Origin of the sequence: Streptomyces sp. NPDC008150 (assembly GCF_042956945.1) — a bacterium.
GTDB lineage: Bacteria > Actinomycetota > Actinomycetes > Streptomycetales > Streptomycetaceae > Streptomyces.
In genome coordinates this window covers 96,952-120,638 of record NZ_JBIBHJ010000010.1, presented here as the reverse complement: position 1 = coordinate 120,638, position 23,687 = coordinate 96,952, and the positions used below count along the sequence as shown (strand labels likewise).

Sequence of the window (23,687 nt, the reverse complement as noted above, 5' to 3'; positions counted from 1 at the left end):
CCTCCCCCCGCCCCGCCCCCCCCGCCGGCCCCCGGGGCGGGGGCCCCCCGCCCCCGCCGGGCCCCCCCCCGGGGGCGGGGGGCCCGCGCTCCCCCGGGGCCCCCCGGCCGCCGTTCGCGACGAGGCGGGTGCGGGTGGGCCGGTCCACGGGGACCCGGGGCCGGTCCGCGGCCGGGTCAGCCCAGGCCGCGGGAGTCCTGCTTGAGCGCCGTGTCGACGGTCAGTGCCGTCGCCACGACGAGGCTGAGCAGCGGCTCGGGGAGCTGCTGGTGTATCTGGAGGACGTAGTTGTCCGCCGTGGTGAACAGCGTCTTCGCGATGCCCTCGAAGGTCTTGGTGATGCGGGCGACCTCGTGGTCGGCGTGGTCGACGATCGCGAAGTTCCAGGCCCGCCAGTTCTCGGCCTTGATCGCGCCGACCTGCCGGCCGTTCGCGTTGATCGCGAAGTTGATCTTGCCGATCATGTTCTTCTGGACGATCTCACCGACCGGCGAGCCGTCCGGACGGGTCACGACCACACGGGACTTGAAGAACTTCGCGGGCCGGGTCAGCACCAGCTGGGGCCGGCCGTGGGCGTCGCGGATCTCCAGCTTGTGGGTCAGGAACTGGTCGATGCTGGAGACGAAGCGCAGGATCTTCTTCAGCGCGTTCTGGCCGACCTCGGTGACGGAACCGAGCTGGTTGCCGTTCCGGTCCATCACCGTGTACTCGTTGGTGATCTCGATCAGCTTGGCCTTCTGGTTCACCACCAGGACCGGCTCGGTGAACAGGGTGCCGCCGCCGGGGCCGCTCGCCGCGACCCCGGCCTGCTGCTGCACCTGGCGCTGCACCCGGGGGTCGGGTGCGGCGGCCTGCTGCGGGAAGGCCTGCGCCTGCTGCGGCGCGGCGGGTGCCTGCTGCTGGTCGGGGCTGGTGTTCTGGGTCCACTGCGCGCCGTCCCAGTACCGGAGGGTCTGGGCCGCCCCGTGCGGATCGGGGTACCAGCCAGCAGGAGTGTTCGAATGCGTGGTCACCGGGGCACATTACCCCGACCCCACCTCCGCGTGACCAGCCCTTTAGACAGATTCATCGGCCGTACACACGGCGGCCCGGGACCGACGCGGCCCCCGCCCCGGTGACCTGGACGGTACGGTGCGGCTCAGACCGCGCCGATCGCCGGATCGCTCACCCCCGCCTCGCCGTTCTCCACGTGTCCGGCGAACCGGCGCAGGAACGCGGGGTCCGCGTCGGAGGTGACGCTCAGGTCGTACCAGCGCTCGCTGCGCGCCAGGTCGACCGTCTGCCGGACGGTGGCGCCGGAGCGTACGGAGACCGTGCGCGGACGGCCGCCGTACCCGTCGAGCACCGTCAACCGCACCGTGCGCGCACCGTGGTTGGTGAAGGCCAGCTCGACGTCGTCACCGGAGTGGCGGGCGGTGACCTCGGGTCCGGCGGTGGTGCCGGGGCCGCGGAAGACGCGCAGGAACCCGTTGGGACCGTGGACGGTCAGGTCGTACGAGCCCCCGGACGCGGTGGTGTTCCAGGTGTCCGACACGGAGGCACCGGCGCCGGTGGTGTAACTCCAGGGCCCGTCCGTGCGGTTGCCCGCGGTGACGAGGAAGGCGGCGCCCGCGGACTTCCCCGAGGCGAAGGTCAGGGTGTACGCGCCGGTGCGCACGTTCGCCGAACCGTCCACGGACGGTGCGTACTTGAGCGGCCGGGCGGCACGGTGGCCGCGCTCCTGCTTCGGCAGCGCCGGGTTCGCGGGCGGGGTCGGCACGTAGCTGTCGTGGCGGTCCCGGTCGGGCGGGAGGTAACCGGCGGTGTCGGGCAGCCGGACCGGCTTCGTGTCCTTCTTCGAGAAGTCGAAGGCCGAGGTGAGGTCGCCGCAGACGGCGCGGCGCCACGGCGAGATGTTGGGCTCGTGCACGCCGAAGCGGCGTTCCATGAACCGGATGACGGAGGTGTGGTCGAGCGTCTCGGAGCACACGTAACCGCCCTTGCTCCAGGGCGAGACGACCAGCATCGGCACCCGCTGCCCGAGGCCGTAGGCGCCCGCGACGTGACCGCTGTCGCCCGCGAAGACGTCGAGGGCGGTGTCGACCGTCGACCTGCCCTGGGCGGCGGAACCGGCGGGGAACGGCGGCACGAGGTGGTCGAAGAAGCCGTCGTTCTCGTCGTAGGTGATGAACAACGCGGTCTTCGCCCACACGGCGGGGTCGGAGGTGAGCGCGTCCAGGGCCTGCGCGACGTACCAGGCACCGTAGTTGGCGGGCCAGTTGGGGTGCTCGGTGAACGCCTCGGGGGCGACGATCCAGGAGATCTTCGGCAGCCGGCCGCCCTTGACGTCGGCCCGCAGCCGGTCGAAGTACCCCTCGCCGGCCGCTGCGTCGGTGCCGGTGCGCGCCTTGTCGTACAGCGGGTCGCCGGGCCGGGCGTTGCGGTACTGGTCGAAGTACAGCAGCGAGTTGTCGCCGTAGTTGCCGCGGTACGCGTCGTCGATCCAGCCCCAGCCGCCGGCCGCGTCGAGGCCGTCGCCGACGTCCTGGTAGATCTTCCAGGAGACGCCCGCGGCCTCCAGCCGTTCGGGGTAGGTGGTCCAGCTGTAGCCGGCCTCGTCGTTGCCGAGGACGGGACCGCCGCCCGTGCCGTCGTTGCCGGTGCAACCGCTCCACAGGTAGTAGCGGTTGGGGTCGGTCGAGCCGATGAACGAGCAGTGGTAGGCGTCGCAGACGGTGAAACTGTCGGCGAGGGCGTAGTGGAACGGGATGTCCTCGCGCGTCAGGTAGGCCATCGTCGTCGCCGACTTGGCGGGGACCCACTTGTCGTAGCGCCCTCCGTCCACGGCGGTGTGCCCGTCGTTCCAGCCGTGCGGCAGGTCCTGGATGAACTGCAGGCCGAGGTCGTCCGCGTCGGGGCGGAACGGCAGCACGTCCTTCGTGCCGTCCGACTGGTACCAGACCGGCTTGCCGTTCGGCTGCGCCACCGGGTGCGGGTCGCCGAAGCCGCGGACACCGCGCAGGGAGCCGAAGTAGTGGTCGAAGGAGCGGTTCTCCTGCATCAGGACGACGATGTGCTCGACGTCCTCGATCGACCCGGTGCGGTGGTTGGCGGGCAGCGCCGCGGCGCGCTCGATGCTGTTCGACAGGGCGGAGAACGCCGTTGTGGCGCCCGCGAGTTGGAGGAAGCGGCGCCGGTTGACCTGAGGCATGGGCGGTGGACCTCTCGTCTGCTGCTCGGGGGTGACGGTGGCCGGAGGGGTGGGGGAAGCGCGCGCAAGGAGTGTTTCAGGAGCGCCGAACGTCAGGAAAGGCGACGGTGGCGCGGGCGTGAAGATCGGGGGTACGCACGGTGCGGGGGCCCGCCGCCGGGCGCGTGCCGGGGCGTCGACCCCGTTGTCACGTTGCTTCGGTGAACACCGCGCCGGATCCACCGGGTCTGCCGCCGCGCCCGGCGGCCAGCCGCAGGTCGGCCTCGATCCGGGCGGCGGCCGACCGCACCGGGCCCAGCAGTTCGCCCCGCAGGGCGGCGGGCGGCACCCGCCCGGCGTGCGCGGCGACGCAGACGCTCGCCACCACCGCGCCGTCGGCGCCGCGCAGGGGGACGGCGACGGAGCCGAGCCCGTCCTCCAACTCCCGTTCCACGACCGCGTATTCGCGGCCGTGGCCGACCGGTTCGGGGACGACCCCCGGCAACTCCTGCCGCTGCGGCCCCAGATGGGCGAGCAGCACCCGTCCCGCGGCCGTCTCGCGCGCCGGGCGCCGGGAGCCCACGGGGAGCGCCGCGGCGAGGACGCGGTGCGCGGGGGCGGCGGCCACGCAGACCGCGTCCGGGCCGTCCAGGACGCTCAGGAACGCCGACTCCCCTGCCGTGCGCGCCAGTTGTTCCAGGTGCGGGGCTGCGATCTCGGGCAGGCCGGAGCCCGCCAGGTAGGCGTGCCCCAGTTCGAGGACGCGCGGCGTGAGCCGGAACAGCCGGCCGTCGCAGTGCACGTAGCCGAGGTCGAGCAGGGTCAGCAGCAGGCGCCTGGCCGCCGCCCGGGGCAGTTCCGAGGCGCGGGCAACCTCGCTGAGGGTGCGGGCCGGATGGTCCGCGTCGAAGGCGCGGATGACGGCCAGGCCCCGCTCGAAGGACCTCACGAAGTGCGGTGCGCGGACTGCGGTGGGCATCGTCGCCTCCCCGGGGACGCGTGAAGTGTGCTCCCGAACACGACAGGAGCGCAGTTCGATAACTGTCAACAATTTTGTCAGCCAAAGCCATTGACCCGCCCTCGGGCTGGGTTCTACGTTCCCGCTGAGCATCAACAGAGCACCACTGTGCGCCTGGCGCACAGCCTGTCGGAACCCCGTAGTCTGCACAGGAGGAGCCCCATGCGTCGTCTGCTAGCCGGTCTCACGGCCGGCACCTTCCTGCTCGCCACGGCGGCGTGCGGCTCGTCCGACGGGTCCGGTTCGTCGGACGCCTCGTCGGGCGGCATCACGTCGGTCAAGGTCGGCATCATCCCGATCCTCGACGTGGCGCCCATCTATCTGGGCCAGGAGAAGGGCATTTACAAGAAGCACGGCCTCAAGGTGTCGATGACCGCCGCCCAGGGCGGCGCGGCGATCGTGCCGGGCGTGGTCAGCGGTCAGTTCCAGTTCGGCTTCTCGAACATGACGTCGCTGATGATTGCCCAGACCCAGAACGTCCCGGTCCAGGCCGTCGTCAACGGCGTCGCCTCGACGGGCGTGGACGGCAAGGACTTCGGCGCGACGGTCGTGAAGAAGGGCAGCCCGATCAAGTCCGCCAAGGACCTGGAGGGCAAGAAGGTCGCCGTCAACACCCTGAAGAACATCAACGACACCACCGTGCGCCAGTCGGTGCGCAAGGCGGGCGGCGACCCGTCGAAGGTGAAGTTCGTGGAGCTCGCCTTCGACCAGATGCCGGCCGCCCTCGACAAGGGCGAGATCGACGCGGCGATGGCCGTGGAGCCGGCGCTGTCGACCATCAAGTCCCAGGGCGGCACGGAGATCGCGTCGTCCTACGTGGACGTCGCGAAGAACCTCACGGTCGCGATGTACTTCACGTCGAACCAGTACGCCCAGAAGAACCCGGCGGTGGTCAAGAAGTTCAAGGAGGCCACCGAGGAGGCGCTGAAGTACGCGGACGACCACCCGGACGAGGTCCGCCAGGTGCTCACCACGTACACCAAGATCCCCTCGACCCTGCTGCCGCAGCTGACCCTGCCGAGCTGGCCCGCCGAGCCGAACCTCGACTCCGTCCGGACGCTCGCGAAGCTGGGCCAGGAGGACGGGATCTACAAGAGCGCGCCCGATCTCGACAAGCTCATTCCGTGAGGGGTGCGAACGCCGCTCTCGGCGCCGCCGGGCTCGCGGCCTTCCTCGCCCTGGGCGAGGCGGTGCCGCGGCTCGGCCTGGTCAAGGAGGCGTACTTCCCGCCGACCAGCCGCATCGCCGAGGCGTTCGGCGACGAACTGGGCGACGGCGCGTTCTGGAGCGCGCTCGGCGACACGCTCGCCGGCTGGGCGCTGGGTCTCGCGATCGCGGTGTGCGCCGGAATCGCGGCCGGCGTGCTGATCTCGGTGGTGCCGCACCTGCGGGAGGCGACCGCCTCGACGGTGGAGTTCCTGCGGCCGATCCCGTCGGTCGCGCTGGTCCCGCTCGCGATCCTGCTGTACGGCACCGAGTTGAGGTCGGTGCTGCTCCTGGTCGTCTACGCCTCCTTCTGGCAGGTCCTCATCCAGGTGCTCTACGGAGTGCGGGACGTCGACCCGGTGGCGGAGGAGACGGCACGGTCGTACGGTCTGGGTACCTGGGCGCGGGTGCGGCACGTGCTGTGGCCCAGTGCGCTGCCCTACGTGATGACGGGTGTGCGGCTGGCCGCGGCGGTCGCGCTGATCCTCGCGGTGACGGCCGAACTGGTCATCGGGGCACCGGGGTTGGGGGCACGCATCGCGGTCGCGCAGGCGTCGCAGGCCGTGCCCGACATGTACGCGCTGGTGGTGGTCACCGGTCTGCTGGGGCTGCTCATCAACGTGGGCGCCCGCACCGTGGAGCGGCGGGCACTGGGCTGGCACCAGTCGGTGCGCGGGGAGGTGGCGGTGTGAGGGGCGTGGCGCTGCGGCTGCTGTTCGTGCTGGCGCTTCCGGCGGTGCTCGTCGCCTGCTGGTGGCTGGCCTCGGACGGCAGCACCAATGTGTACTGGCCGCCGCTCAGGACGATCGTGAAGACCTTCCCGGACGTGTGGACGGCCGACCGGCTGCGCACCGACGCCCTGCCGAGCGTGCTCAGGCTGCTGGCCGGGTACGCGACGGCCGGCGTCGCGGGCGTCGCGCTCGGCACGGTGATCGGCTCGTACCGACGGGTGCGGGCGGTGTGCGAGCCGGTCCTGGAGTTCCTGCGGGCGGTGCCGCCGCCCGTCCTGGTGCCGGTCATCATGCTGTTCGCCGGAATCGGCGACACGATGAAGATCGTGGTGATCGCGAGCGGCTGCGTGTGGCCCGTCCTGCTCAACACGGTCGAGGGCGTACGGGCGGTGGACTCCGTGATGGCGGAGACCGCGCGGTCGTACGGCATCACGGGGGCGGCGCGGCTGCGCACCGTGGTGCTGCGCTCGGCGAGTCCGCAGATCTTCGCGGGGCTGCGCCAGGCGCTGTCGATCGGCATCATCCTGATGGTGATCAGCGAGATGTTCGCGGCGAGCGACGGACTCGGCTTCACCGTCGTGCAGTTCCAGCGCGGTTTCGCCATACCCGACATGTGGACCGGCATCCTGGTGCTCGGTCTGCTGGGCTTCCTGCTGTCGGTCGTCTTCCAGGTGGTCGAGCGGCGGATGCTCGACTGGTACCACGGTCTGCGCGCGGCCGACCGGCGCTCCTGATGAGGGCCGACCGGACGCCGGAAAAGGAGCGGTCCATGCTCGACGTACGCGGTCTGCGCAAGGTCTACGAGGGGTCCGGGCGCCGTGTGGAGGCGGTGCGGGACCTGACCTTCACCGTCGACGCCGGCGAACTGGTCTGTCTGGTCGGCCCGTCGGGGTGCGGCAAGACCACCCTGCTGAAGTGCATGAGCGGTCTGCTCACCCCGTCCGGCGGTGAGGTCCTGCTGGACGGGCGGAAGGTGGACGGCCCGCCGCCCGGCATGGCGTTCGTGTTCCAGGAGTACGGGCGCAGCCTGTTCCCGTGGATGCGGGTCGGCGCCAACGTCGAACTCCCCCTGAAGCAGAAGAACCTGAGCCGCGAGCGGCGCCGTGAGCTGGTCGACGACGCGCTGCGCTCGGTGGGGCTGTCGGACGCCGCCGGGGCGTATCCGTGGCAGTTGTCCGGCGGCATGCAGCAACGCGTGGCGATCGCGCGGGCGTTGGCGTACGAGCCCGAGGTGCTGCTGATGGACGAGCCGTTCGCGGCGGTCGACGCGCAGACGCGGGCCGATCTGGAGGACCTGGTACGGGGGTTGTGGCGTGAGCGCGGGATCACGATCCTGTTCGTCACGCACGACATCGACGAGGCGGTCTACCTGGGCGAGCGGGTGGTGGTGCTGTCCGCCTCCCCCACCGTCGTGCAGGAGCAGCTGAAGGTCGATCTGCCCGTGGAGCGCGACCAGTTGCACACGCGGGTCGCGCCGCGCTTCGCCGAACTGCGGACCCATGTCTACGAGCAGATCCAGGCGGCGAAGCGCGGCGCGGCGGCCCGTCGGGAGGACCGGCCGGACCCGGAGCCGGAGGGTGCCCCGGAAGAGGACGCCGTTCCGGGGCCGCGGTCCGGCCCGGCCGGGACGGACCTGACTAGGACAGATACGCCTCCACTTCGCTGAACTGTGCCGCCGGCCAGCCGGTGTTGCCGGTCACCGCGAGGCGCAGGTAGCGCAGGTTCGTGCCCGCGGGGACGGTGACGGTGACCGTGTTCCCGGTGGCCGGGTCGAAGCGGTAGCCCTTCGACGCGACGGCTGTCGAGTAGGCCGAGCCGTCCGTGCTGCCCAGCACCGACAGGGTCTCGGTGCGGGCGGCCCAGGCGGTGGCCGGCGGCAGCTTGAGCACGACGCGGCGTACCGCCTGGGAGGAGCCGAGGTCGACGGTCAGTGACTGCGGGAAGGCGTTGTTGGCCGACTCCCAGTACGTGGTGGCGTCGCCGTCGACGGCCTTGGCCGGGGTGTAGACGTCCTGGGAGCCGGTCGCGGTGGCGGGCCGGCCCTTGGCGAGGTTGCGGATGGGGTCGGGTGCCGGGTTGCTCTGGCCGGGCTGCGGCCAGGTGGAGCAGTCCGCCCAGACGCTGCTCCAGCCGGAGTTGCCGCCGCCGTCGTTGACCGTGAAGGTGCCGGAGTTCGCCGGGTAGGGGCAGTTGTAGACCCCGGCCGAACCGACGCCGGTGGCCTGGACGTTGGTGAACTTCGCGGAGCCGGGCGTCTCGGCCTGGACGACGACGGTGCCGGTGTTGGTGACGGTGGCACCGCTGACGTTGATGTTGGCGGTCGGGTTGCCGGTGCCACCGCCGGAGACGAACTCGAAGGCGCTGTACGGGCTGTCCTTGACGGTGGTGTTGGTGATGTTGACCGTCGCGTTGATCGCGCTGTCGTAGGAGTCGACGCGCAACGCGCCCATCGGGTGCCCCCAGTTGGGGTTGATCGCGCCCGCGCGGACCACGGTGTTGCCGTCGACGGTGATGGTGCCGGACAGCGGGGAGAACGGGTCGAGGAACTTCTGGTTGGAGATCGCGATGCCGCTGCCGAGGGCGTTGGTGTCGGAGACCAGGTTGTTGCGCACGGCGATGTTCGTGCCGCCGTAGATCGCGATGCCGTTGGCGAGGTTGGGCTGCGAGATCGTGTTGTTGGCGAAGGTGCTGTTGGTGTCGGGCGAGTTGAGCGACCACATGGCGAGGGAGTCGTCGCCCTGGTTGCGCAGGAAGTTGTTGCGGACGATCACACCGTGGGCGTTGCCGTTGAGGTTGAGGCCGTCGGCGGTGGTGTCGAGGATGCGGTTGTTCTCCACGACGAGGTTGTCGTTGTTCCCGGTGAGCCAGAGCCCGACCTTGAGGTGCTGGATCCACATGCCGGACACGCTGGAGTTGGGGCCGAGCGAGCCGTTGACGAAGTTGTCGGGCGAGGAGTCGTTGCGCTCGGTGACCTCGCCGATCACCGCGAAGTCCTTCAGCCTGACCGAGCCGGACGAGCTGCTCTGGTTGACGAAGCTGGAGGAGTGCACGACGGAGTACCAACTGCCCGCGCCCTGGAGGGTGACGTTCTGGACCCCGCTGAGCGAGGACGTGAGCCGGTAGTCGCCCGGCGGTATCCACACCGTGCCGCCCTGGGCGGCGGCGATGGCGTCGCGGAAGGCCTGGGTGGAGTCGCCCTGGCCCGTGGCGTCGGCGCCCTTGTCGGTGACGGAGACGGCGCCCGCGGGCTTGGTGGCCGCGGCGGCGACCTGTTCGAAGTCCGCGACGTCGACGGTGGTCTGGACGTTCGTGGCCTGGAAGGCGACCTTGTCGCCGGCCTTCAGGTTCTGGCCCAGCAGCAGCCGGGCGTTGTCGAAGAAGTGGTGGGTCTTCGCCCCGGCGATCCAACTGGTGTCCACGTACGAGTACTTGGAGGTCACCGCCAGGGTCTTGGCGATCTTCGTGCCGTTGACGTAGACGTCGAGGGTGCCGGACTGGCCGTCGGGGACGTTGTAGGAGACGTTCACGGCGTTCGCGGCGGACGGCACCGTGAACTCGACGCGCTGGCCCGCGGCGAGCCGCACGGCCTGCCGGCCGGACGCCTCGGAGGCGACGGTGCCCTGCGTGTAGTCGGGCCCGACGCGCGTGCCGGTGGAGGTGGCGGACTCGGCCTCGACGGAGGTGAACGGGAGGGTGGCGCCGGTGGCGGCCTGGGCGCCGGCCGGCGCCAGGATCACGAGCGTGCCGGCGGCGAGCGCGACCGCCGCGCCAACTGCTGACATGCTCCTGACAGTTCGGTCTCCGCGGGTGCTGCGGTGCATGGCTGATCCCTTCGGGTGGGGGCGGGGGCGTTCCGACCGGATCGGGCCGGACCCGGACCGGGACGTCCGGTGCGGCGCGCTCCGGACGCGGCGCGCGTCCGTGGGGGACGCGCGACGCGGCCGGGCGCGGCGGCCCGCCCCGGCCCGGTGCCGCGTACGGGGCCGGGCCGGGGCGGGTGGGACGTCCTGCCGGGACAGCGGTGGTGCGGACGGCTCAGGCGCGCAGCCAGGCCGCCGTGTCCTCGGGCAGCCGGCCGTCGTCGTCCAACGGGCCGCTGGCGAGGAGCAGTCGGGAGTGTGCGGGCAGGTCGGCGGCTTCGGGTCCGAGGTTCACGACGCAGATCAGACCGTCCGCGCGGGCGAAGGACAGCACGCTCGCGGGCGCCGCCAGCCAGCTGAGCGGCCCGTCGCCGAACCCCGGTTCGGTGGACCGCAGTCGGACCGCGGTCCGGTACAGGGAGAGCATCGAGCCGGGGTCGTCCGCCTGGAGGTCGGCCGCGTACGCCGCCCATCCGGCCGGCTGCGGCAGCCACGGCTCGCCGCCCGGCTCCCCGCCCGGCCCGAAGCCCGCGTACGGTTCGGCGGCGGCCCACGGCAGCGGGACGCGGCAGCCGTCGCGGCCCGGGTCGGTCCCGCCGGAGCGGAAGTACATCGGGTCCTGGATGCGGTCGCGGGGGATGTCGGCCTCGGGCAGGCCCAGTTCCTCGCCCTGGTAGAGGTAGACCGCGCCGGGCAGCGCGAGGGACAGCAGGGCCGCGGCCCGTGCCCGCCGGGTGCCGAGGGCGAGGTCGGTGGGTGTGCCGAAGGCCTTGGTCGCGAAGTCGAAGCCGGTGTCGGCGCGGCCGTAGCGGGTGACCGTACGGGTCACGTCGTGGTTGCACAGCACCCAGGTGGCGGGGGCGCCCACCGGGGCGTGCTCGGCGAGTGTGACGTCGATGGACTCGCGCAGCCGTACCGGGTCCCAGGGGCACGACAGGAAGGAGAAGTTGAAGGCGGTGTGCAGCTCGTCGGGGCGCAGGTAGCGGACGAAGCGCTCGGTGTCGGGCAGCCAGACCTCGCCGACGAAGACACCGCCGTACTCGTCGGCGACCCGGCGCCAGGAGCGGTAGATGTCGTGCAGTTCGTCCCGGTCGACGTAGGGGTGCGGGTCGCGGTCCTCGACGAAGTCGGGCAGCACCGGGTCCTTCGCGGCCATGGCGGCCGAGTCGATGCGCACGCCGGCGACACCGCGCTCGAACCAGAACCGCAGCACCTCCTCGTGCTCCTCGCGCACGGCGGGGTGCGCCCAGTTGAGGTCGGGCTGCTCGGGGGCGAACAGGTGGAGGTACCACTCCCCCTCGCCGACCCGGGTCCAGGCCGGGCCGCCGAACTGCGACACCCAGGAGTTGGGCGGGAGTTCGCCGTGCTCGCCGCGTCCCGGCCGGAAGTGGAACAGCTCCCGCTCGGGGCCCCCGGCCAGCGCCGCCCGGAACCAGGTGTGCTGGTCGGAGACGTGGTTGGGCACGATGTCGATGATGGTGCGGATGCCGAGCTGCCGGGCCTCCGCGATCAGTTTCTCGGCCTCGGCGAGGGTGCCGAAGGCCGGGTCGACGGCACGGTAGTCGGCGACGTCGTAGCCGCCGTCCTTCATCGGGGACCGGTACCAGGGGTTGAACCACAGGGCGTTCACGCCGAGTTGGGCGAGGTACGGCAGCCGGGCGCGGACACCGGCGAGGTCTCCGGTGCCGTCGCCGTCGCCGTCGGCGAAGCTGCGGACGTACACCTGGTAGATGACGGCGGAGCGCCACCAGTCGGTGCCGGTGCCCTCGGCCGCGGCGGAGCCGGTGACCCTGGTGCGGGCAGGGGTGGGCTGTCCCACGGTGCTTGCCTTTCTGTCGGGGGGTGCGGCGTCGGCAGTCCGGCGGGAGGGGCGCCCACGGCCGGGCGCCCCCTTCCGCGGTGCTCTCAGCCCTTCGTGCTGCCCGCGCTGATCCCGGCGATGATGTGCCGCTGGAACACCAGGAACATGGCGACCATGGGGATGCTCGCGATCACCATGGCGGCGATCAGCACGGTCAGCTGGATGTTCTGCGACAACTGGACGAGGGCGACACTGATCGGCTGCTTGTCGGTGTCGGAGAACACCATCAGCGGCCACAGGAAGTCCTGCCACACGGCGACCAGCGCGAAGATCGACACGACGCCGAGCACCGGCCGCGACATGGGCAGCACGATCGACCACAGGATGCGCAGCTTGCCGGCGCCGTCGATCTCGGCGGCCTCCAGGACGTCGCGCGGTATCTGGTCGAAGAAGCGCTTGAGCAGATAGAGGTTGAAGGCGTTGGCGACGGCCGGCAGCCAGATGCCCAGCGGGTCGTTGAGCAGGCTGGTGTGGATCAGCGGCAGGTCGGCGACCGTCAGGTACTTCGGCACGACCAGTGCCTGCGCCGGCACCATCAGGGTGGCCAGGATGCCGCCGAGGACGACCTTGCCGAAGGCGGGCTTCAGCTTGGACAGCGCGTAGGCGGCCGCCGTGCACAGCACGAGCTGGAAGAACCAGGCCCCGGCCGCCTGGACCACGGTGTTCCACAGGTGCAGCGGAAGCTGCATGAGGTCCCAGGCGTCGGTGTAGCCGCCGATGTGCCAGTGGTGCGGGACGAGGGTGGGCGGTGTCTGCGCCACCTCGTCCGGCGACTTCAGGGCGCCCGTCACCATCCAGTACACGGGGAACAGGAAGGCGACGACGAACAGCAGCACCACGCCGGTGAAGACGGACCAGTAGACCGCCCGGCCGCGGGGCCGGGCCAGGGACGCCGGAGAGACGAGTGTCCGGGTGCTCACGCGTCCTCCTCGTTGCGGGTCAGGCGCAGGTAGACGGCGGAGAAGACGCCGAGGAACACCAGCAGCATCACGCTGAGGGCGCAGGCGCCGCCGAAGTCGTTGTAGAGGAAGGCGTACTTGTAGATCAGGTAGAGCACGGTCACCGTGGCGTCCTCCGGTCCGCCGCCGGTGATGACGAACGGCTCGGTGAACACCTGCATGGTGGCGATGATCTGAAGGAGCATCAGCATCAGGATCACGAACCGGGTCTGCGGGACCGTGACGTGCCGGATGCGCTGGAGCAGGTTCGCCCCGTCCAGTTCGGCGGCCTCGTACAGCTCGCCGGGGATGGACTGGAGGGCTGCCAGGTAGATCAGGACGGTGCCGCCCAGGTTGGCCCACGTGGCCACGATCACCAGGGAGATGAGCGCGGTGTCGGTGCCGTTGGACCAGTTCGAGGTCGGCAGGTGCAGAAAGCGCAGCGTTTCGTTGGCGAGGCCGGTGCCCGGGTCGTAGAACCACTTCCACAGCAGGGCACTGACCACCGGCGGGATCATCACCGGCAGGTAGACCACGACCCGGAAGAACGCCTTCGCGTGCCGCATCTCGTTCAGCACCAGCGCCAGCAGGAACGGAACGGCGAAGCCGATCAGCAGGGCGATGCCGGTGAAGGTGAACGTGTTGCGCCACGCGTCGGCGAACTCCGGGTCGTGCCACACCTGAGTGAAGTTGTCGGTGCCGACCCACTCCGGCGACGAGCCGGGCGTGTACTTCTGGAACGAGATCACGACCGCGCGGATCGCCGGGTACCAGGAGAACAGCGCGAAGCAGAGCACCCCGCCGATCAGGAACGCCCAGGCGCGCCCCTGATCGGCCAGGCGGCGCCGCCCTCCCCGGCCGGCGGCCGGGGAGGGCTTGCGCACGGGTGGTTCGGCGATCGCCTCGGCGGGCTGCCGCGATGCGGTCTTCGCCATCGGTGTCACCCCTGAGGTCATCGGTGTCAGCTCCGGGCCAGCATCGCGTCGATCTTGCCCGACGCGTCCGACAGCAGCTTGTCGATGTCGGCGTCCTTCTTGGTGAGGACGGCGGAGACGACTCCGTCGAGGATCGAGTAGATCTGCTGCGCGTTGGGCGGCTCGATCTTCATCTGGAGGCTCTGGTTGCCGTCGAGGAACGACTGGTAGTTCTCCACCGGCACGTTGGCGTTGGCCTTCTTGACCGCCTGGTCCTTGGCGTCGGCGGCGCCGGTGAACAGCCGCGGCTCGGGCAGGCCGACGGGCGCGTCCGACTTCTTGGCGCGCGCGTAGTCGCCGAGGAAGCCGTCACCGGGGGTGAGGAACATGCTGTCCAGCCACTTCAGGCCGGCGCGGATCTGGGCGGGCGAGTCCTTCTTGTTGAACATGTAGCCGTCGCCGCCGATGAGCGTGCCCTGTCCGCCGGGCATCGGGGCGAGGGCGAGGTCCTTGTAGTTGCCGCCCTTCTCCTTCACCAGGATCGGGATGTTGTCCGGGGCGGAGAGGTACATGCCGAGCTTGCCGGAGCCCATCATCTGCTGGACGTCGTTGATGACCAGCAACTGCTTGCTGCCCATGGAGTTGTCGTCCCAGCGCATGTCGTGCAGGTTCTGCAGCACGGCCTTGCCCTGGGGGGTGTCGATGCTCGCCTTCTTGCCGTCGGCGCTGACGACGTCGCCGCCCTGCGAGTACATCTCGGCGGTGAAGTGCCAGCCGCCCTGGTTCTGGGCGCTGTAGTCGGCGTAGCCGACGGTGCCGTTGCCGAGGGCCGCGATCTTCTTGGCGTCGGCGCGCACCTCCTCCCAGGTGGCGGGCGGCTTGTCGGGGTCGAGGCCGGCCTTGGCGAAGAGCGCGCGGTTGTAGATCAGGCCCATCGAGTAGCCGGTGCGCGGGATGCCGTAGATCTTCCCGTCGACGGTGTAGATGTCGCGCAGCTGCTTCTGGATGGTGTCGTAGCTCTTCAACTCCTTGACGTAGGGCGTCAGGTCGGCGGCCTGGTTGATGTCGACGACGTGCTTGGCGTCGGTGAAGTACGTGTAGAACACGTCCTCCATCTGGCCGCCGGCGAGCTTGGCGTCGAACGTCTTCGGGTCCTGACACGGGAACGCGTCGTGCATGACGACGTCGATGTCGCTGTTCTTCTTCTCGAAGGCGGCCGTGTCCTGGTCGAAGAAACTGCGGTCGACCTTGGCGCTCTTGGGCGGCTCGCAGTTGACCGTGATACGGGTCTTTCCGCTCGACGACTCGTCACTCGACCCGCAGGCCGCGGCGGCGCTCAGTGTGAGGGCGGACGCCACGAGTGTGATGCAGGTACGGCGGACCCTGGTGCTTCTCATCGGTGAACCCCTCTGGGCAGGCGCAGGGAAGGCCCACGACGGTGAGCGAGGCCGCACACCGCCGTGCTGGCGCCGCACACTCAAGCACCGCCGACATCTGTCCGCAAGATATCGCGCAGGATTTGTAATTATTCGACAGCAGAATGGATCTCAGTCGCGCGGAGCTTGCGCGGTCGAGCCGCGCACGACCAACTCCGGCTCGAACAGAAGCTCTTCGGCGGGGACCGAGGTGCGGCCGATCTGGGCGTTGAGCAACTCCACCACGGCCTTGCCCATCGCCTCGATGGGCTGGCGCACCGTGGTCAGCGGCGGCTCGGTGCAGTTCATCAGCGCGGAGTCGTCGTAGCCCACGACGGAGATCCGTGACGGGACGTCAAGTCCCTTGCGGCGCGCGGCCCTCACCACGCCGAGGGCGAGCGGGTCGCTTGCGCAGATGAAACCGGTGACACCCCGGTCGATGAGTTTCGTGCCGGCCGCGTGGCCGCCCTCGATCGAGAACATGGCCCGCGCCACCCGGCTGTCGGGCAGGTTGTCGGTCAGCGCCCGCAGGGCCGCGAGCTTGCGCTGGGACGGCAGGTGGTCCGAGGGGCCGAGGACGAGGCCGATGCGCTCGTGCCCCAGCGAGACCAGGTGCCGCCAGGCCTGCTCCACGGCCACCGTGTCGTCGCAGGAGACGCCGGGGAAGCCGAGGCGCTCGATGGACGCGTTGACCAGCACGACGGGGATGTTGCGGTCGGCGAGCTGGCGGTAGTGGTCGTGCGGGGCGTCCGCCTGGGCGTAGAGTCCGCCCGCGAACACCACTCCGGAGACCTGCTGCTGGAGCAGCAGGGTCACGTAGTCCGCCTCGGAGACACCGCCGCGGGTCTGGGTGCAGAGCACGGGTGTGAGGCCGAGCTGGGCCAGTGCGCCGCCGATCACCTCCGCGAACGCGGGGAAGATCGGGTTCTGCAGCTCGGGCAGCACCAGGCCGACCAACCGGGCCCGTTCGCCGCGCAGTTGGGTGGGCCGCTCGTAGCCGAGCACGTCCAGCGCGGAGAGCACCGCCTGCCGGGTGGCCTCGGAGACCCCGGACTTGCCGTTGAGCACCCGGCTGACCGTGGCCTCGCTGACCCCGACCTTTTTCGCCACTTCAGCAAGTCGTCGCGTCATGCGCGCAAGAATAGCGCAAGAAATGCAAGCTACTTGCGCTGCGGACTGGTCGATTCTGGGTGGCCGGAATCCGCCCCTTCCGCACGGCTCCGGGTCGGCTCCGGGCCGGCTCAGACGCGGCTCGCGCCCGCGGTGTCGGCCGACAGCCGCTGGGCCACGTAGATCGGCACGACGGACAGCAGCACGAGCACCGCGGCCACCACGTTGACCACGGGCGCCTGTTGGGGCCGGGTCATGTTGGCGAAGATCCACAGGGGCAGCGTCTGCACTCCGGGGCCGGCGGTGAAGGTGGTCACCACGACCTCGTCGAAGGACAGCGCGAAGGCGAGCAGGGCACCGGCCACGAGCGCGGAACGCACCAGCGGGAAGGTGACGTCGAGGAAGGCCCGGAAGGTGTGCGCACCGAGGTCCATCGCCGCTTCCTGGTAGGAACCGGAAGTTCGGCGCAGCCGCGCGACGACGTTGTTGAAGACGACGACGATGCAGAACGTGGCGTGTCCGACGACCACGGTGAACAGCCCGAGACCCACTCCGAGCGGCTCAAGTACCGTGCTGAAGGCGGAGTTGAGCGCGATGCCCGTGACGATGCCGGGCAACGCGATCGGCAGCACCACCACGAAGGACAGGGCGTCGCGCCCGAAGAAACGGAACCTCGCGACGGCGAACGCGACGAGGGTGCCGAGCACCAGCGCGATCGCCGTCGCGCCGAGCCCGGCGCGCACAGACGTCCACAGCGCCTCGCGGGCACCGGAGTTGTGCCGGGCGACCGACCACCAGTGCGTGGTGAGGCCGGACGGCGGCCAGCTCGCGCTGCGGTCGGGGCTGAAGGAGTTGACGAGGACGAGCAGCAGCGGCACGTAGATCACCGCGAAGCCGAGCCCGGCGGCGGCGCGCAGGGCGACGCGCGCGGAACGGGAGAGTCGCACGACGGGCTCCTCAGAGACTGCTCAGCGCGCCCGTGCGGCGCATCGCGAGCAGGTAGACCACGATCACGACGACCGGGACCGTGCCGAGCGCGGCGGCCATGGGCAGGTTGAGCTCGATGTTGGAGTAGACGAGGTTGCCGACGAGCTGGGTCTTGCCGCCGACGATCTGGACGGTGATGTAGTCGCCGAGGCTGAGCGAGAACGTGAAGACCGACCCGGCCGCCAGCGAGGGCAGCACCATCGGCACGACGACCGAGCGGAGGGTGCGCCACGTCCGCGCGCCGAGGTCGGCGGAGGCGTCCAGCAGGTTGCCGGGGAGCTGCTCCAACGCGGTGTGGACGGGCAGGATCATGTACGGCAGCCACAGGTAGGTGAGGGTGATGACGGCCGCCGGCAGGCCGAAGCCGGGTCCGTCCAGGCCGAACGGCCGCAGCATCCAGTCGGCCGGACCGCCCTCGGCCAGGATCAGCCGCCAGGCGTACACCTTGACCAGGTAGCTCGCCCAGAGCGGGGTGAGCACGGCGACCACCAGGAGCGGTCGGCGGCGCGGTGCGGCCACGCGGGCGGTGTAGAACGCGACGGGGCAGGCGATCAGCGCGCACAGCACCGTGACGGACAGTGCGACGCCGACGCTGCGCAGCACCACCTGGCGGTAGACGGGGGTCGTGAACAGCTCGTGGAAGTTGTCCGTCGTCCAGACCTTCACGACCTCGGAGGTGAAGGAGTCGGTGGTCCAGAACGCGGAGGCGAACAGCACGGCCAGCGAGCCGAGGTAGAGCACGGCGAGCCACAGCAGCGGGGCGGTCAGCAGCAGGGACAGGGACAGCCGGGGCCGGCGGTGCAGTGCCCCGGCGAGCCGCCGGACGGTGCCCCGTCCGGCGGCGGGCGTGGTGGCGGTCACGGCTCAGCCCTTGATCTCGGTCCAGGCCCGGACCCATTTCGCGTAGGGCACGCAACGGACGTCGGTGCGCCCGTCGAGGCACTGCTCGATGGGGGTGTTCCAGAACGCGATCTTCTTCCAGTACGCCGTGTCGGCGGCGTGGTAGGTGTCGCAGAAGGTCTTGTCGCTGGTCTCCCCGCAGGCCTTCGCGTTGGCGGGGGCCTCGCCGAAGTACTCGGCGACCTCGGCGTTGACCTTCGGCGACACGATCCAGTTCAGCCATTTGTAGGCGCAGTTGGGGTGCTTCGCCCTGGCCGAGATCATCCAGGTGTCGGACCAGCCGGTCGAACCCTCCTTCGGTACGAACGCCTTGACCCTGGCGCCCTCGTCGGCGGTGAGGTTGGCGATCACCTGCCAGGTGGTGCCGACCACGGAGTCGCCGCTCTTGAAGGAGGACACCTCCTTGAGGTAGTCGCTCCAGTACTCGCCGATGTCCGCGTTCTGCTTCTTCAGCAGCGCGACGGCGGCGTCGAACTGCTTCTGGTCGAGCGCGTACGGGTCCTTGATCCTCAGCTCCGGCCGGGTCGCCTTCAGGTAGAGGGCGGCGTCGGCGATGTAGATCGGCGAGTCGTACGCGGTGACGTGGCCCTTGTACGTCGCCGCGTCGTCGAAGACCGCGGACCAGGAGGTGGGGGCGGGGGTGACCTTGTCGGTGTTGTACATCAGCAGGTTGGCGCCGCGGCCGTGCGGTATGCCGTACGCCTTGCCGTCCACGGAGTTCCAGGCCTGCGACTTCAGGTCGCCGTAGATGTCCTTGTAGTTGGGCACCAGGGCGGTGTTGACGGGGGCCGCGTCGCCCGAGGCGATCAGGCGCAGGGACGCGTCGCCGGAGGCGGAGACCGCGTCGTACTGGCCGGTCTTCATCAGCTTGACCATCTCGTCGGAGCTGGCGGCGACCTTGGAGTTGACCTGGCAGCCGGTCTGCTGCTCGAAGTCGCCGACCCAGTCGACCGCGGGGTCGTCCGAGCCGTCCTCGACGTAGCCGGCCCAGGCGATGAGGTTGACCTCGCCCTCGCTCTTGCCGAGCTTCGACGGGGCCTTGAGGTTCGGGGGGTGCAGGGCGGAGCCGCCGCCCGCGTCGGAGGAGCCGCAGGCCGCGGCCAGGGTGAGGGCGGCAAGTGCCGCCGCTGCCTTGATGGTTCGGGTGAGGCGCACGTCGATCTCCATCGGTGAGGGGCGTGGCGTGGTGCTCAGTCGGCGTCCGGGACGCGGACGCTGTGGCGGTCGTGCCAGCGGAGGCGGACCCGGCTGCCGCGCAGGGCGGCGACGTCCTCGGCGGAGGTCTCCAGGTTCTGCCGGAGGGCGGTGAGGCGTCCGCCGGCGTCCAGGTCGACGAGGAGGCGGGTCGAGTCGCCCAGGTAGACCGCCTCGGCGACGGTGCCCACGGCCGAGGTGTGGTCCGCCTCGTCGGGCGGGGCGGTCTCGGCGAGGACGCGGATCTTCTCCGGCCGGACGCTGTAGGTGCCCGCGGCGCCGACCACGCGTTCGGCGCTCTCTCCGTCGAGCAGGTTGGAGGTGCCGACGAACGACGCGACGAACGGTGTCGCGGGCCGCTCGTAGATCTCCGCCGGGGTGCCGACCTGCTCGATCCGGCCCCGGTCGAAGACGGCGATGCGGTCGCTCATCGTCAGGGCCTCCTGCTGGTCGTGGGTGACGAAGACGAAGGTGATGCCCACCTCCCGCTGGATCGCCTTGAGTTCGACCTGCATCTGTTCGCGCAGCTTGAGGTCGAGGGCGCCGAGCGGTTCGTCGAGCAGCAGCAGGCGGGGACGGCCGACCAGGGCGCGGGCGAGGGCGACACGCTGACGCTGGCCGCCGGAGAGCTGCGCGGGGCGGCGCGCGCCGAATCCTTCGAGGCGTACCCCGGCGAGCGCCTCGCGGGCGCGGGCGAGGCGTTCGGCCTTGGGGACCCGGCGCACCTTGAGGCCGTAGGCGACGTTCTGCTCGACGGTCATGTGCGGGAACAGGGCGTAGTCCTGGAAGACGGTGTGCACGTCGCGCTCGAAGGGCGCGAGGCCGGTGACCTCCTGCCCGGCCAGTTCGATCCGCCCGCCGGTGGGGGTCTCGAAGCCGGCGATCAGGCGCAGCACGGTGGTCTTGCCGGACCCGGAGGGCCCGAGCATGGAGAAGAACTCGCCGTCCGCGATCTCCAGGTCGATGCCGGCCACCGCCGTCGTCCCGCCGAACGACTTCCGCAGGTCCGTGAGGCGGACCGCCATTCCCTCCATGGGCGGGAACCTTTCTGGTGCGCTCGTACGTTGGACGGAAACATATGAAGTCATAGTTCAAAGCTCAAGACCCCCTTAGGGTAAAGGTTGAGTCAACGCACAAGGTGGTGAAGGCCCGTGAGGCAGCAGCACATGGACGGCGGCGCCCGCAGAGCGGTCTTCGCGCCCGTGGAGAACGGGGCCCGCGTGGACGCGGTGGTCCGCAGGATCGGCGACGCCATCGAGCTGGGGCTGCTCGCCGACGGCGAGCAGTTGCCGGGCGAGAGCGACCTCGCCGGGCAACTCGGCGTCTCCACCGTGACGTTGCGCGAAGCACTGATGGCACTCCGCCAGCAGGGCCTGGTCACCACCCGGCGCGGACGCGGCGGCGGCAGCTTCGTCGCGCTCCCCGAACTCCCGGGCGAGGAACGGCTGAAGGACCGGCTGCGCGGCTGGAGCAGCGAGGAGCTGCGCGATCTGGGCGACCACTGGGCGGCCCTGTCCGGCACCGCCGCACTGCTCGCGGCGCAGCGCACCGAACCCGACGATCTGGCACAACTGCGCCGCAGCGCCGAGGAGTTGTCGCTCGCCGAGGACGCGGCGGCCCGCAGCCGGGTGTACGGACGCTTCCACGTGGAGCTCGCGGCGGCGGCGCAGTCGGCCCGGCTCACCCGCGAACAGGTCGCGCTCCAGACCGAGATGGGGGCGCTGCTCTGCCTGGTGCTCGGCGACGACGAATATCGTGAAGAAGTCGCGCTCCGTCACCGGTCCGTAATCTCGGCCGTGCAGGATGGGGCCCACGATTCGGCCCGCACGCTGGCCGAGCGGTGCGTACGGGAATCGGCCGCGCGGCTCGTCGCCCTGCGGCTCGCCCTGTAGGGCGCGCCCCGCGACGGGCGCACGGCTCCCGGTCCGTGCCGCGTCCGGCCCCCTTCGCTGGAGAGCGCCCATGCGCAGCAGTCCCGGTCTCGCCGGCAGGGCGGCGGCGGTGCGCGACGCGTCCGTCCTGGAGCACGTCGCCGCCCGCGTCGGCGGCGCCCTGGAAGCCGTCTTCGAGGCCGTGGAGGCGACGCGGGCCGACACCGCCGCGCTGCTCGGCAGGGTCGCCGCGGAGGGCCGCGGACCGGCCACCGCGGACCTCGCCGCCCTGCGCCCCGGGCTCCATCTGCGGCTGATGCGCGAGGAGTTGGTGTCCGGCGCGGGCTTCGTCGCGGCACCCGGACTGCTGTCGGACGTACCGGCCTGGCTGGAGTGGTGGCAGACCACGGCCCGGGGCGACGTACGGCCGCTGCTGCTGGACCTGGACCCCGGCCGGTCGGCCTACTCGGACTACACCCACTGGGACTGGTTCGCGCTGCCCCGCGACACGGGGCGGCGCGCGATCGCCGGCCCCTACGTGGACTACCTGTGCTCCGACGAGTACAGCCTCACCCTGTCGGCGCCCGTGGAGGTGGACGGGCGCTTCGCGGGGGTGGCGGCGGCCGACGTGTACCTGCGGCACTTCGAGACGGCGGTGCTGCCGCTGCTGCGGCTGCTCCCGGGCCCGGCGCACCTGGTGAACGCCCGCGGCCGGGTCGCGGCCTCCGCCGACCCCGGCCGGCTCGCGGGCTCCCTGACCAGGGGGCCGGACTTCGCGGCGGTGCTCGACGGGACCGGGACGCGGGCCGGCACGGGTGCCTGCGCGGGGGCGCGGCTGGTGCCGTGCCGCGGTGTGCCGCTGGTCCTCGTCGTCGCCCGCGACGACGGCTGAGCTGCCCGGTGGCGGGATGCGGGGACCCGGCGCCGTCGGCGACCTGAACGCCGACGGTGCCGGGTCAGGCCTCGGGTGCGGGCACCACGCTGAGGTGTCCCGCGCCGCGCGGCGCGCGACGCGTCCCGCGGGTGGCGGGAGTCGGCCTGCGCTCCTCGCGCGGCACCAGTGTAAGACGTGAACAGCCCATGTCCTGAAGGGTTTTGGGAGTCTCACCGATGATCCGGCACTCGGTCGCGGCCCATCGCGGGTCCGGGTGCAGCAGCGGGCGCACCGCGCCGTCGTGCTCGACGGCCTCCGCGCCGACCGCGCGGATCCAGTGCGGCAGCCCCTGCCGGTAGGCGGCCTCCATGATGGGGTCCTGCGCGATGTCGCGGCGGATCGCCTGGAGGGTCAGGTCGTGCGCGTGGCGCTCGACCGCGGAGGCGAAGTGCGCCAGCATCGGCAGGCACCAGCGGGCCTCGCGTTCGCCGAGGACCGTGCCCGCGTCGGGGTGGAACAGCACGAAGCGCAGGAAGTTGTCCCACGGCATGGCGGTCGGGTGCGGGCCGATCCCGCGGAAGAGCGACTGGAACGCGCTGTTGGCCAGGACGACGTCCCAGCGGTGGTCGACCACGACGGAGGGAAAGGGAACCGACTCCAGCAGCACGGCGTAGTCCTGCACGTACGCCTGAGCCTCAAGACTCTCCGGGGCGGGTCCGGCTGCCGGTCGCCGCCCTCCTGCCTGATACGCCATCGGGAGGTCCACCCCTCTTGCCCCTGCGGCCTTCGCGCGGCGCACCGATACTCGTGCCCGGAGGCGAGCGGTGTCAACTATCGTGGCATTTCATGCCTGTTGAAGGCTGAAATTGGCCACAGTTGTGGCGAGACCTGGATGCGGGTTCGGGCGAAGGGCTACTCTCCGGGACGTTCACAGCGATCGGCTGGTGAGAACTCCGTGCGAGACGTAGGAGATCTGTCGGTGACGGACGGTTTCGGTACTCCGGGCGCCACGGCGACGGAAGCGCTGCCGAGCCTGGCCGCCCGCGTCCGCACCCTCGCCGACCGGCTGGGCGTCCCGCACTCCGAGGTGTTCGACCATGCCCGCCTCTCGGCGGCGTCGGGCGTGCCGGAGACCGTGGTGCGCGCCCTGCTGAGCGGCCGGCCCGCGGGCGAGCCCGACGTGCAGTCCCGGTTCCTGCAACGCCTCGGCCTGCTGCGGCGCACGCGGCTCAGGCCCGACGGACGCCGCTACACCCAGCAGGAGATCGCCGACGGCGCGGGCATGTCCCGCCAGCAGGCGGGCGCCCTCATCAACGGCGACCGGCGGCCCACGATGGAGCACTGCGACGCCCTCCAGCGGTTCTTCCGCGTGCACGCCGGCTTCCTCACCGCCGAGGACCCCGAGGCGCTCGCGGGCGCCCTCCAGCACACCGAGCAGGAGCTGCTCCAGCAACTGGCCGACCGTGAACGGGAGTCCGCCGCCGAGGCGGCCGAGGACCCGCTCGGCCGGCTGCTCCAGGACCACGGTGTGCGGGGCATCGCGTGGCGGGCCGCGCAACTGCCCACCGACCAGCACCGCGACAAGGTCGCCGAATGGCTGGACATGCTCCTGGAGAACGTCCGGCGCACCGAACCCTGA

The 23,687-nt window shown here is 71.0% G+C and carries 21 protein-coding genes; 7 read left to right on the top strand and 14 right to left on the bottom strand.

The genetic code is table 11. From position 1 onward, the window contains the following. Positions 1-176: 176 nt before the first annotated feature. From ACFZA0_RS23990 to ACFZA0_RS23980, 3 genes are all read right to left on the bottom strand, one after another. Complete coding sequence (locus ACFZA0_RS23990) at positions 177-1,013, bottom strand: phospholipid scramblase-related protein (RefSeq protein ID WP_391020485.1); 837 nt, start codon at positions 1,011-1,013, stop codon at positions 177-179. A 125-nt stretch (positions 1,014-1,138) separates the two neighbouring features. Further along, positions 1,139-3,190 (bottom strand): phosphocholine-specific phospholipase C, encoded by a 2,052-nt coding sequence (locus ACFZA0_RS23985; protein ID WP_391020483.1) that lies wholly within the window; start codon positions 3,188-3,190, stop codon positions 1,139-1,141. 187 nt (positions 3,191-3,377) lie between these two features. Further along, complete coding sequence (locus tag ACFZA0_RS23980; protein WP_391020481.1) at positions 3,378-4,148, bottom strand: helix-turn-helix domain-containing protein; 771 nt, start codon at positions 4,146-4,148, stop codon at positions 3,378-3,380. Positions 4,149-4,349: 201 nt separating this feature from the next. Here ACFZA0_RS23980 and ACFZA0_RS23975 point away from each other — a divergent pair, with 201 nt between their 5' ends. The 4 genes from ACFZA0_RS23975 to ACFZA0_RS23960 are packed head-to-tail and all read left to right on the top strand — an operon-like array spanning position 4,350 to position 7,790. Continuing rightward, positions 4,350-5,315, top strand: coding sequence for an ABC transporter substrate-binding protein (locus ACFZA0_RS23975; RefSeq protein ID WP_391020479.1), 966 nt, complete (start codon positions 4,350-4,352; stop codon positions 5,313-5,315). Next, complete coding sequence (locus tag ACFZA0_RS23970; RefSeq protein WP_391020477.1) at positions 5,312-6,085, top strand: ABC transporter permease subunit; 774 nt, start codon at positions 5,312-5,314, stop codon at positions 6,083-6,085. The genes ACFZA0_RS23975 and ACFZA0_RS23970 overlap by 4 nt, the downstream gene beginning before the upstream one ends. Further along, a complete protein-coding gene (locus tag ACFZA0_RS23965; RefSeq protein WP_391020475.1) occupies positions 6,082-6,858 on the top strand; it encodes an ABC transporter permease subunit in 777 nt (258 codons plus the stop codon). The genes ACFZA0_RS23970 and ACFZA0_RS23965 overlap by 4 nt, the downstream gene beginning before the upstream one ends. A gap of 35 nt (positions 6,859-6,893) precedes the next feature. Then, positions 6,894-7,790 carry an ATP-binding cassette domain-containing protein gene (locus tag ACFZA0_RS23960; protein ID WP_391020471.1) on the top strand — a complete coding sequence of 299 codons (897 nt, stop codon included), beginning with the start codon at positions 6,894-6,896 and terminating at the stop codon, positions 7,788-7,790. Here ACFZA0_RS23960 and ACFZA0_RS23955 read toward each other — a convergent pair. The 10 genes from ACFZA0_RS23955 to ACFZA0_RS23910 all read right to left on the bottom strand — a co-directional run bounded on the left by ACFZA0_RS23955 (position 7,762) and on the right by ACFZA0_RS23910 (position 20,337). Further along, positions 7,762-9,945: a discoidin domain-containing protein gene (locus ACFZA0_RS23955; RefSeq protein ID WP_391020469.1), complete on the bottom strand. Its 2,184-nt coding sequence runs from the start codon at positions 9,943-9,945 to the stop codon at positions 7,762-7,764. The two genes, ACFZA0_RS23960 and ACFZA0_RS23955, sit on opposite strands and share 29 nt — an antisense overlap. 214 nt (positions 9,946-10,159) lie before the next feature. Next, positions 10,160-11,803, bottom strand: coding sequence for an alpha-amylase family glycosyl hydrolase (locus tag ACFZA0_RS23950; protein WP_391020467.1), 1,644 nt, complete (start codon positions 11,801-11,803; stop codon positions 10,160-10,162). Positions 11,804-11,889: 86 nt separating this feature from the next. After that, positions 11,890-12,765 (bottom strand): ABC transporter permease subunit, encoded by an 876-nt coding sequence (locus tag ACFZA0_RS23945; protein WP_391020465.1) that lies wholly within the window; start codon positions 12,763-12,765, stop codon positions 11,890-11,892. Beyond that, positions 12,762-13,718 carry an ABC transporter permease subunit gene (locus tag ACFZA0_RS23940; protein ID WP_391020463.1) on the bottom strand — a complete coding sequence of 319 codons (957 nt, stop codon included), beginning with the start codon at positions 13,716-13,718 and terminating at the stop codon, positions 12,762-12,764. The genes ACFZA0_RS23945 and ACFZA0_RS23940 overlap by 4 nt, the downstream gene beginning before the upstream one ends. Positions 13,719-13,744: 26 nt before the next feature. Next, a complete protein-coding gene (locus tag ACFZA0_RS23935) occupies positions 13,745-15,094 on the bottom strand; it encodes an extracellular solute-binding protein (protein WP_391020461.1) in 1,350 nt (449 codons plus the stop codon). Positions 15,095-15,244: 150 nt separating this feature from the next. Beyond that, positions 15,245-16,243, bottom strand: a complete 999-nt coding sequence (locus ACFZA0_RS23930) for a substrate-binding domain-containing protein (protein WP_391020459.1) — start codon at positions 16,241-16,243, stop codon at positions 15,245-15,247. A 110-nt stretch (positions 16,244-16,353) separates the two neighbouring features. Next, the gene (locus ACFZA0_RS23925; protein WP_391020457.1) at positions 16,354-17,169 is read right to left on the bottom strand and encodes an ABC transporter permease subunit; all 816 of its coding nucleotides are present in this window, start codon (positions 17,167-17,169) and stop codon (positions 16,354-16,356) included. 10 nt (positions 17,170-17,179) lie between these two features. Continuing rightward, a complete protein-coding gene (locus ACFZA0_RS23920; RefSeq protein WP_391020455.1) occupies positions 17,180-18,070 on the bottom strand; it encodes an ABC transporter permease subunit in 891 nt (296 codons plus the stop codon). A gap of 3 nt (positions 18,071-18,073) precedes the next feature. Continuing rightward, a complete protein-coding gene (locus tag ACFZA0_RS23915; RefSeq protein WP_391020453.1) occupies positions 18,074-19,276 on the bottom strand; it encodes an extracellular solute-binding protein in 1,203 nt (400 codons plus the stop codon). A 23-nt stretch (positions 19,277-19,299) separates the two neighbouring features. Beyond that, the gene (locus ACFZA0_RS23910) at positions 19,300-20,337 is read right to left on the bottom strand and encodes an ATP-binding cassette domain-containing protein (RefSeq protein ID WP_391020452.1); all 1,038 of its coding nucleotides are present in this window, start codon (positions 20,335-20,337) and stop codon (positions 19,300-19,302) included. Between the two features lie 117 nt (positions 20,338-20,454). Between ACFZA0_RS23910 and ACFZA0_RS23905 the strand changes: the two genes are divergently transcribed. Both ACFZA0_RS23905 and ACFZA0_RS23900 read left to right on the top strand, forming a co-directional pair. After that, positions 20,455-21,195, top strand: coding sequence for a GntR family transcriptional regulator (locus ACFZA0_RS23905; protein ID WP_391020450.1), 741 nt, complete (start codon positions 20,455-20,457; stop codon positions 21,193-21,195). A 70-nt stretch (positions 21,196-21,265) separates the two neighbouring features. Continuing rightward, entirely contained in the window at positions 21,266-22,066 is an 801-nt protein-coding gene (locus ACFZA0_RS23900) for a cache domain-containing protein (protein ID WP_391020448.1), read from the top strand. Positions 22,067-22,130: 64 nt separating this feature from the next. Here the strand turns inward: ACFZA0_RS23900 and ACFZA0_RS23895 are convergent, their stop codons facing one another. Further along, positions 22,131-22,802, bottom strand: a complete 672-nt coding sequence (locus ACFZA0_RS23895; protein WP_391020446.1) for a hypothetical protein — start codon at positions 22,800-22,802, stop codon at positions 22,131-22,133. Between the two features lie 225 nt (positions 22,803-23,027). Between ACFZA0_RS23895 and ACFZA0_RS23890 the strand changes: the two genes are divergently transcribed. Continuing rightward, a complete protein-coding gene (locus ACFZA0_RS23890; protein WP_391020444.1) occupies positions 23,028-23,687 on the top strand; it encodes a helix-turn-helix domain-containing protein in 660 nt (219 codons plus the stop codon).

Bases quoted from the DNA above. Each gene is read 5' to 3' on its own strand.
- ACFZA0_RS23915 (WP_391020453.1), bottom strand. From the start codon at position 19,276: ATGGAGATCGACGTGCGCCTCACCCGAACCATCAAGGCAGCGGCGGCA.
- ACFZA0_RS23980 (WP_391020481.1), bottom strand. From the start codon at position 4,148: ATGCCCACCGCAGTCCGCGCACCGCACTTCGTGAGGTCCTTCGAGCGG.
- ACFZA0_RS23910 (WP_391020452.1), bottom strand. From the start codon at position 20,337: ATGGAGGGAATGGCGGTCCGCCTCACGGACCTGCGGAAGTCGTTCGGC.
- ACFZA0_RS23935 (WP_391020461.1), bottom strand. From the start codon at position 15,094: ATGAGAAGCACCAGGGTCCGCCGTACCTGCATCACACTCGTGGCGTCC.
- ACFZA0_RS23900 (WP_391020448.1), top strand. From the start codon at position 21,266: ATGCGCAGCAGTCCCGGTCTCGCCGGCAGGGCGGCGGCGGTGCGCGAC.
- ACFZA0_RS23975 (WP_391020479.1), top strand. From the start codon at position 4,350: ATGCGTCGTCTGCTAGCCGGTCTCACGGCCGGCACCTTCCTGCTCGCC.
- ACFZA0_RS23940 (WP_391020463.1), bottom strand. From the start codon at position 13,718: ATGGCGAAGACCGCATCGCGGCAGCCCGCCGAGGCGATCGCCGAACCA.
- ACFZA0_RS23895 (WP_391020446.1), bottom strand. From the start codon at position 22,802: ATGGCGTATCAGGCAGGAGGGCGGCGACCGGCAGCCGGACCCGCCCCG.
- ACFZA0_RS23955 (WP_391020469.1), bottom strand. From the start codon at position 9,945: ATGCACCGCAGCACCCGCGGAGACCGAACTGTCAGGAGCATGTCAGCA.
- ACFZA0_RS23960 (WP_391020471.1), top strand. From the start codon at position 6,894: ATGCTCGACGTACGCGGTCTGCGCAAGGTCTACGAGGGGTCCGGGCGC.
- ACFZA0_RS23985 (WP_391020483.1), bottom strand. From the start codon at position 3,190: ATGCCTCAGGTCAACCGGCGCCGCTTCCTCCAACTCGCGGGCGCCACA.
- ACFZA0_RS23930 (WP_391020459.1), bottom strand. From the start codon at position 16,243: ATGACGCGACGACTTGCTGAAGTGGCGAAAAAGGTCGGGGTCAGCGAG.